Source organism: Oerskovia merdavium (assembly GCF_014836755.1).
Taxonomy (GTDB): domain Bacteria; phylum Actinomycetota; class Actinomycetes; order Actinomycetales; family Cellulomonadaceae; genus Oerskovia; species Oerskovia merdavium.
On sequence record NZ_JACSQF010000005.1, the window covers coordinates 162104 to 169282 of the forward strand.

Annotated in this window: 7 protein-coding genes; all 7 read right to left on the reverse strand. The window is 74.6% G+C overall.

Annotated features, from left to right (window positions below; genetic code table 11):
- Positions 1-123: 123 nt before the first annotated feature.
- The 7 genes from H9641_RS06725 to H9641_RS20040 are packed head-to-tail and all read right to left on the reverse strand — an operon-like array spanning position 124 to position 7134.
- Positions 124-1530 carry an alkaline phosphatase family protein gene (locus tag H9641_RS06725; RefSeq protein WP_191802133.1) on the reverse strand — a complete coding sequence of 469 codons (1407 nt, stop codon included), beginning with the start codon at positions 1528-1530 and terminating at the stop codon, positions 124-126.
- Complete coding sequence (eboE, locus tag H9641_RS06730) at positions 1527-2765, reverse strand: metabolite traffic protein EboE (protein ID WP_191802134.1); 1239 nt, start codon at positions 2763-2765, stop codon at positions 1527-1529. Before eboE ends, H9641_RS06725 begins: the two co-directional genes overlap by 4 nt.
- Positions 2765-3643 carry a TatD family hydrolase gene (locus H9641_RS06735; RefSeq protein ID WP_191802136.1) on the reverse strand — a complete coding sequence of 293 codons (879 nt, stop codon included), beginning with the start codon at positions 3641-3643 and terminating at the stop codon, positions 2765-2767. The genes eboE and H9641_RS06735 overlap by 1 nt, the downstream gene beginning before the upstream one ends.
- Entirely contained in the window at positions 3643-4425 is a 783-nt protein-coding gene (locus tag H9641_RS06740; RefSeq protein WP_191802138.1) for an EboA domain-containing protein, read from the reverse strand. Before H9641_RS06740 ends, H9641_RS06735 begins: the two co-directional genes overlap by 1 nt.
- Positions 4422-5366 (reverse strand): sugar phosphate isomerase/epimerase family protein, encoded by a 945-nt coding sequence (locus tag H9641_RS06745; RefSeq protein WP_191802140.1) that lies wholly within the window; start codon positions 5364-5366, stop codon positions 4422-4424. Before H9641_RS06745 ends, H9641_RS06740 begins: the two co-directional genes overlap by 4 nt.
- The gene (locus H9641_RS06750; protein ID WP_318244423.1) at positions 5363-6352 is read right to left on the reverse strand and encodes an SCO3242 family prenyltransferase; all 990 of its coding nucleotides are present in this window, start codon (positions 6350-6352) and stop codon (positions 5363-5365) included. Before H9641_RS06750 ends, H9641_RS06745 begins: the two co-directional genes overlap by 4 nt.
- Positions 6349-7134: an inositol-3-phosphate synthase gene (locus H9641_RS20040; protein WP_318244424.1), complete on the reverse strand. Its 786-nt coding sequence runs from the start codon at positions 7132-7134 to the stop codon at positions 6349-6351. The genes H9641_RS06750 and H9641_RS20040 overlap by 4 nt, the downstream gene beginning before the upstream one ends.
- Positions 7135-7179: the final 45 nt, after the last annotated feature.

The following is a 7179-nucleotide window of genomic DNA, read 5'->3' on the forward strand; positions in this document are numbered from 1 at the left end:
CCCGCCCCCCCCCCTTCTGGCGTCCCCGGGTCCGGTGGACACCGAGGAACCGTTCAGGACGAGCGTGGCCCCCTGTTCACGCTCGTCCTGACAGCTCTGTGCCCACCAGGGGGCGACGGGCCCCTACACCTTGACGCCCAGGTTCTGCATCTCGAGCACGAGTCCCTTGATCGCCGCAGCGGGCACCTGTCCCCCGCGCTCGACGAGTGCCGCGACCGACGCCGGGATCTCGGTCTCCGAGCACAGGATGAGCGGGGTGTCGGCCGCCGAGTCGGGCAGCCGCCCGTGGGTGCCGCGCACGTAGGACGCATCGAGCGGGACGGTGCTCATGGCGTAGCGCAGCCCGGCCTTCTTCTTGACGAGGTTGAGCCCGGCCTTGGCCTTGGCCAGCGGGTCGGCGGGGTCGAAGAACAGCTCGGCCGGGTCGTAGCCCGGCTTGCGGTGGATGTCGACGCCGCGCGCGTACTCGGGGGCGCGGGCGTCGTCGAGCCAGAAGTAGTAGGTGAACCAGGCGCCCGGCTCGGCGACGACCACGAGGTCTCCCGAGCGGGCGTGGTCGAGCCCGTAGCGGGCCTGCGCCTCGCGGTCGAGGACCTCGTCGACTCCCGGCACGCCCCGCAGGAGGTCGGCGACGCGCGCGAGTCGCGAGGGGTCGTCGACGTAGACGTGCGCGACCTGGTGGTCGGCGACCGCGAACGCCTTGGACGTCCACGGGTCGAGCTGCTCCTTGCCGTCCTGGACGTAGACCTCGAGCAGGCCCTCGCGGCGCAGGATGCGGTTGAGGTGCACGGGCCGGTTCGCCTCGGCGATGCCGTACTCGGAGACGACGACGACCGCGATCCCGTTGTTGGCCGCGTCGTCGAGCAACGGGGCCAGGACCGTGTCGAGCTCGGCGGCCGCGGCGTCGGCCTCGGGAGAGTCGGGGCCGAACCGCTGCAGGTCGTAGTCGAGGTGCGGCACGTAGGCCATGGTCAGCTCGGGTGAGTGCGTGCGCAGGACGTGGCGGGTCGCGTCGACGATCCAGGCCGAGGACGCGATCGCGGCGGTCGGGCCCCAGTAGGTGAACAGGGGGAACTCGCCGAACCGCCCCGTGAGCTCGTCGTGCAGCGCGGGCGGACGGATGTACGCGTCGGGCGACTTGCGCCCGTCGGCGTGGTAGATCGGCCGCGGGGTCACAGTCACGTCGGTCGTGGCGCCCATGGCGTACCACCAGCAGACGTTGGCGGTCCGGTGGTCGGGGTTCGAGCGGCGCGCAGCCTCCCAGATCTTCTCGCCCTCGACGAGCTTGTTGTGCTGGCGCCACAGGAACACCTCGCCGAGCTCGCGGAAGTACCAGCCGTTGCCCACGGCCCCGTGCTGGGCGGGCGCGAGGCCCGTCATCATGGTCGCCTGGACGCTGCACGTGACCGCGGGCAGCACGGTCGCGAGCTGGGTCTGCCAGCCGCCCGCGGCCATCTGGCGCAGGCGGGGCATGTGGGCGAGGGCCTTCTCGGTGAGCCCGACGACGTCGAGCAGCAGCACGGGCTTCATGCGGGGACTCCTGAGGGTGCGGGGACGTTCACGGGGGCCACCGGGCCGGGAGCAGCGCCGGGGGTGAGGAGGTGGTCGGTGGCCCAGCGCAGCTCGGCGGCGATGCCGGCGACGAGCGGCTCACCGGGCTCGTCGGACGCGAACGCCGGCGAGTCGGGCGGCAGCACGGCCCACGTGTAGGTCTCGACGTCGAGGTGCGCCTCGTCGCCGTGGGGCGCCGCGCGCACGGCCTCGACGGCCACGCGGAGCACGTCGGTCGTCGCGCTCAGCGGCGCAGCGGGCTCGTGGTGCAGCGGCACGTGGAAGTGCACGCGCCACGGCCCCTCCCCCGGCAGCCCGGGCCGCGCGTCACCGTCGCCCAGCGCGTCGGGCAGGTCGTCGACGGGCAGCACGTCACCGCTCGGCGCGAGCTCGCGCACCTGGTGGATGTAGCGCTTCTCGACGAACTGCCCGACGGCGTCACGCGCCTCGGGTGCCGACGGCTCGGCCACGTGGAGCGCGGCCGAGGCCTGCACCTTGACCACGCGCAGCCCGGCCCCCGTGATCCGCGCGACGGCCGCGGCCGGGTCGGCGAACGAGACCGCGAGGTGGCACGTGTCGAGGCAGACCCCCACGTACGCGGGGTCTATCCCCCCGGCACGGGCCTCGAGCCACGTCACGACGTCCTCGACCGTGTCGAGCACGCAGCCGGGCTCGGGCTCGACCGCGACGCGCACGACCTTGCCCGTGCGGGCAGCGAGGTCCCGCAGCCCGTCCGAGAGGTCCTCGAACGCCCGGGTCGCGATCGCGTCCTGCGCGGGCGACCAAGGCTCTCCGCCCGGCTCGCGCCACGCGAGCGGGAGCGTCGAGATCGACCCGTCCACGCCGTCGGGCAGGAGGGCCGCGAGGACCTCGGCGCACTCGAGCGTGTAGGCGAGCCGCTCGGCGTCGGCCCACGTGGGCGAGTAGACCGCGAGCTTGACGACGTCGTCGTGGAACCCGCCGTAGGGGAACGCGTTGAGCGTGTGCACCTGCAGCCCGTGCTCGTCGAGCGCGGCCCGCAGCCGGGCCATGTCGTCGGCCGCGCGCGGCGAGGCCGAGAGCCGGTGCGCGAGCGAGGCGGGCAGCCACAGCCCGACCCCGAGCACGTCGAGCCCTGCGGCCTCGCGCACGGGACCGGCGTACCGGGCGAGCTGCTCGACCACCCCGTCGAGGTCCTCGGCGGGGTGGACGTTGGTGCAGTAGGACAGCAGCATCAGACCCGTGCCCCGCGCAGCACCGAGCTGCCCTCGAAGCTCGCGCCCGGTGCGGGCGCCTCGCCCTCGACGAACCCGGGCACGGGGTCGAGCAGCAGGTTGCCGGACTGCCCGTAGAACTCGACGGGGTTGCGCCACAGGACCTTGTCGACCTCGTCGTCGGTGAACCCGGCCGCGAGCATGGCGCGCCCGGTCTTGAGCGTCTTGAGGGGGTCGGAGCGGCCCCAGTCCGCGGCCGAGTTCACCAGGACGCGCTCCGTGCCGTGCTCGAGCAGGATCGAGACCATGCGGTGCTCGTCCATCTTGGTGTCGGGGTAGACCGAGAAGCCCATCCACGCGCCGGCGTCCTTGACGAGCGCGACGTTGGTCTCGTTGAGGTGGTCGACCACGACCATCCCGGGTGTGATCCCCGACTCGCGCACCACGTCGAGCGTGCGGTGGGTCCCGACGAGCTTGTCGCGGTGCGGGGTGTGGACCATGACCGGCAGGGCCGCGTCGATCGCCATGGCGAGCTGGCGCGTGAACGCCTCGTCCTCGGCGGGGGTCATCGAGTCGTAGCCGACCTCGCCGACCGCGACCACGCCGTCCTTGTCGAGGTAGCGCGGGATCTCGTCGAGCACCTCGGTGCAGCGCGGGTCGTTCGCCTCCTTGGGGTTGAGCGCGATCGTCGCGTGGTGGCGGATCCCGAACTGCGTGGCCCGGAACCGCTCCCAGCCGAGCAGCGCGTCGAAGTAGTCGACGAACGACCCGACGGTCGTGCGGGGCTGGCCGAGCCAGAACGCGGGCTCGACGACGGCGCGCACGCCCGCGGCGTACATGACCTCGTAGTCGTCGGTCGTGCGCGAGGTCATGTGGATGTGGGGGTCGAAGATGCGCATCAGGCGTCCTTGCTGTGGTTCGCGTGAGAGGTCGTGGGTCCTGCGGGGGCGTCGGGCGTGCCAGGGCTGCCGGGGGCCTCGGGGGCGATGCGCGCGACGTCGTCGGGCACGACGCGCCCTGCGGCCCGGCGCTCGGCCGCGAAGTCGCGGGCCATGCGCGCGAGCTCGTCGTCCGCGCGCTCGTCGAGCGCGGCGACCGCGTCGAGGCTCACGCCCATGAAGACGAGCTTGAGGACCGCGTGGCGCCACGCGTGGTCGTCGAGGTGGGCTGCGGCGAACGGCCCCACGGCCGCCGCCACGAGGCTCTGGTCGTTGGCGCGCAGGGCGTCGGCCGCGAGCGCCGTCCCGGCGCACGCCACGGCCGGCGCCAGCCGTTCGCCGGGCTGCCCCGCCAGCGTGAGGGCGTCGAGCCCGCGCAGCACGCCGCGCCGCTCGGGCGTGTCGCCGCGCTGGTAGGTCTCGGTCAGGCGCGTCGCGAGGGACTCGCCGTCGGCGGGCAGGACGCTCGCGAGCGCGACGACGAGCCGGGCACGCGCGGCGTCGTCGAGCGTCCCGTGCAGGACCCCGGCAGGGTCCAGGTCGGGGTCGAGGGACGTGCGCCCCACGGCTCGCCCGGCGCGTGCCAGGTGCCCGACGGCGGCGTCCGGGTCCTCGGCGATCTCGCCGCAGGCCGTGGCCAGCCAGGCGGTCTGCTCGTCGGTGAGCAGGCCTGCGAGGGCGTCGGGACGGCCGGGACCGGGGTTCGTGACACCCGGTGCGTCGGTCAGGTCGGGGGTGGTCATCGGAGTGCCTCCTGGGGTGCGGATGCGGTGGTCGTCGGAGAGGTCGGGTCGGTCGCGCTCCACGCCTCCCAGGCCTCGGTCATCGCGGTCATGCTGCGGTGCGCGAGCCCGGGGGCGTCGTACGAGTGGCGGGGCAGCTCGACGGCCGCGACACCCGTGTAGCCGATCTCGCCGAGCGTGCCGAGGGCGAGCGACAGGTCGAGCTCGCCGTCCCCGAACGGCAGGTGCTCGTGCGCGGTGTGCCGCATGTCGTCGACCTGCACGTTGAGCAGGTGGGGCGCCGCGGCGAGCAGCGCGCCGCGCACGCCGTCGGGCTCGACGACCACGCAGTGCCCGAGGTCGACCGTGACCCCCAGCTCGGCGGGCGACCCGACGTCCTCGCGCAGCCGCAGGGCGTCTCCCACGGTCTCGACGAGCATCCCGGGCTCGGGCTCGAGCGCCACCCGGACCCCGTGCTCGCGGGCGTGGGCCACGACGCGCGGCACCCGGGCGAGCAGGCGCTCCCAGCCGGCCTCCGCCGTCGTGCCCGCGGGCAGGACTCCCGAGAAGAACGACACGCACTCGGCGCGCAGGCCCGCCGCGACCTCGACCGCGCGGCACAGGAAGCGGACGCGGACGTCCGCGAGGTCCTCGTCGGGGTCCAGGAACGTCGGGTGGTGCTTGCGGAACGGGTCGAGCAGGAAGCGGGTGCCGGTCTCGACGACCACACGCATGCCCAGGTCGTCGAGGCGCTCGCGCAACCGGGCGACCTGCGCGTCGGCGTCGTCCGCGAACGGGTCGAGGTGCGGGTGCCCGAGCGTGAGCGCCACGGCGCCGTAGCCCTCGTGCGCGAGCACGTCGAGCGTGACGTCGAGCGGGTGGTCGGTGAAGCCGTTGGTGCCGTAGCCGAAGGTGAAGGGCGGTGCGCCGGGGCTGGTGGAGTGGCTGGTCGACGGGCTCATGACTCGCTCAGTCCCGGGTTCGGGCTCGTGCTGCGCCGGTTCCTGGCACGCAGCGCGCGACCCACGACCTCGACCGCCGCGAGGACCGCGACCGAGCCCAGGCTCCCGCCGCGTGCGGCGAGCGCGGCCTGGAGCGGCACCATCGAACGGATGCCGGCCTTGGTCGCCGCGAACGCGTTCGCGGCGTCGGGCGCACCGACCGCCCGCGCCTGCTGCGGCAGGCACGAGGCCGCGTAGACCCCGGCCGATGCGAGCGCGGCGAGCACCGGGACGACGGCGCGTGCGCGCCGCCCCGCACCGGACCGCCCGAGGGCGGGCTCCGCCGTCGGGCTGGAGCGCAGCGAGCGCAGCGCGCCGACCGCCACGGCTCCCGCGACCCCGACCGTCCCCGCCGCCACCGCGGCCGCGACGGGTGGGGTCGTGCCGTGGACCTCGCCGCGCGAGAGGACCGTCACGCCCGCGGTGTGCACCGTGAGCGCAGCGGCCGCAGGAAGGGCAGACCTCACCCTCCCTGCGCCCGCGCCCATGAGGACGTCGAGACCACGGCAGGCCGCCATGACGACCGGACCGACCGCGTGGTTCTTCGCGACCAGGTCGTACGTCCACACGCTCGCGGCCAACGGGACCGCGAGGACGAACGATCGTCGCCCTCCCCCGGCCGCCGCGAGCGTCAGCCCCGCAGCCGTGAGGCCCGTCGCGACACCGAGCGCCTGCGTGGGCGAGACGCGCCCCGAGGGCAGCGGACGCTCGGGACGCTCGACCGCGTCGAGCTCCCTGTCCGCGTAGTCGTTGAGCGCCATGCCGCCCGCGTACAGGCAGGCCGAGGACAGGGGCAGCAGCGCGAGCCGCCACGCCCGCACGTCCCCGGCACGCGGCGTGCGCGCCGGGCCGAGCCGTCCACCCGCAGCCGCTCCCGCCAGGGTGTCCCCCACCACGGACAGGACCGCAGGAGCACGGACCAGGTCGAGGTAGTCGCGCAGCGTCACGGCTCGTCGACCCCAGCCTGTGCGGCGTCGGCCTGCGCGCTCGTCCGGTGCGCCCACACGCCCAGCACGCGGGACTGCTCGGCGAACGAGTGCACGTCCGAGCCCCACGGGTCCTTGAAGAAGAAACCCATCTCCGGCACGGGACCGGACAGGCCCGCGGCGTCAGCGAGCGCCAGGAGACGCGCCAGGTCCAGGACGAGGGGAGCCGCGAGCATCGAGTCGTACGCGCTCCACGTCGTCTGGAGCGTCAGCCGCGAGCCCAGGAAGCCCTCGACGTGGATGTGGTCCCACGCGACCTTGATGTCGCCGAGGTCCGGGACGTTGTCGATGTGCAGCGGCGTGACCGTGCTGCCGGTCAGGTCCTGCAGGCCGCGGTTCTTCGACACGAGCTTGCTCTGGACCGCGTGCGGGTCCGCGAGCGTCGCGCCGTCGCCGCCGCCCAGCAGGTTCGAGCCCGCCCAGGACAGGACCCGCAGACCGCGGGCCGTGATGGCCGGCGCCAGGACCGAGCGCAGCCACGTCTGCCCGGTCTTGCCGTCCTGGCCCGCGAACGGCACGCCACGCTCGGCCGCGAGCGCATGGAGCGCCGGGAGGTTCATGCTCGCCGAGGGGGTGAAGCCCGCGTAGGGAGCCCCTGCGAGGAGCGCCGCGTACGCGTTGACCGAGCTCGCGGGCAGGACCTCTCGCTCGGGGTCCTCGAGGGCCGCGCGCAGGAGGTCCAGGTCCTCGAGCTCGGGGGCCGGCGCAGGCAGCGGCTCGGTCGAGGCGAGGTCGACGACCACGACGCGGGCCAGGCCGTGGGGGGGGGGGGGGGGGGGGGGGGGGGG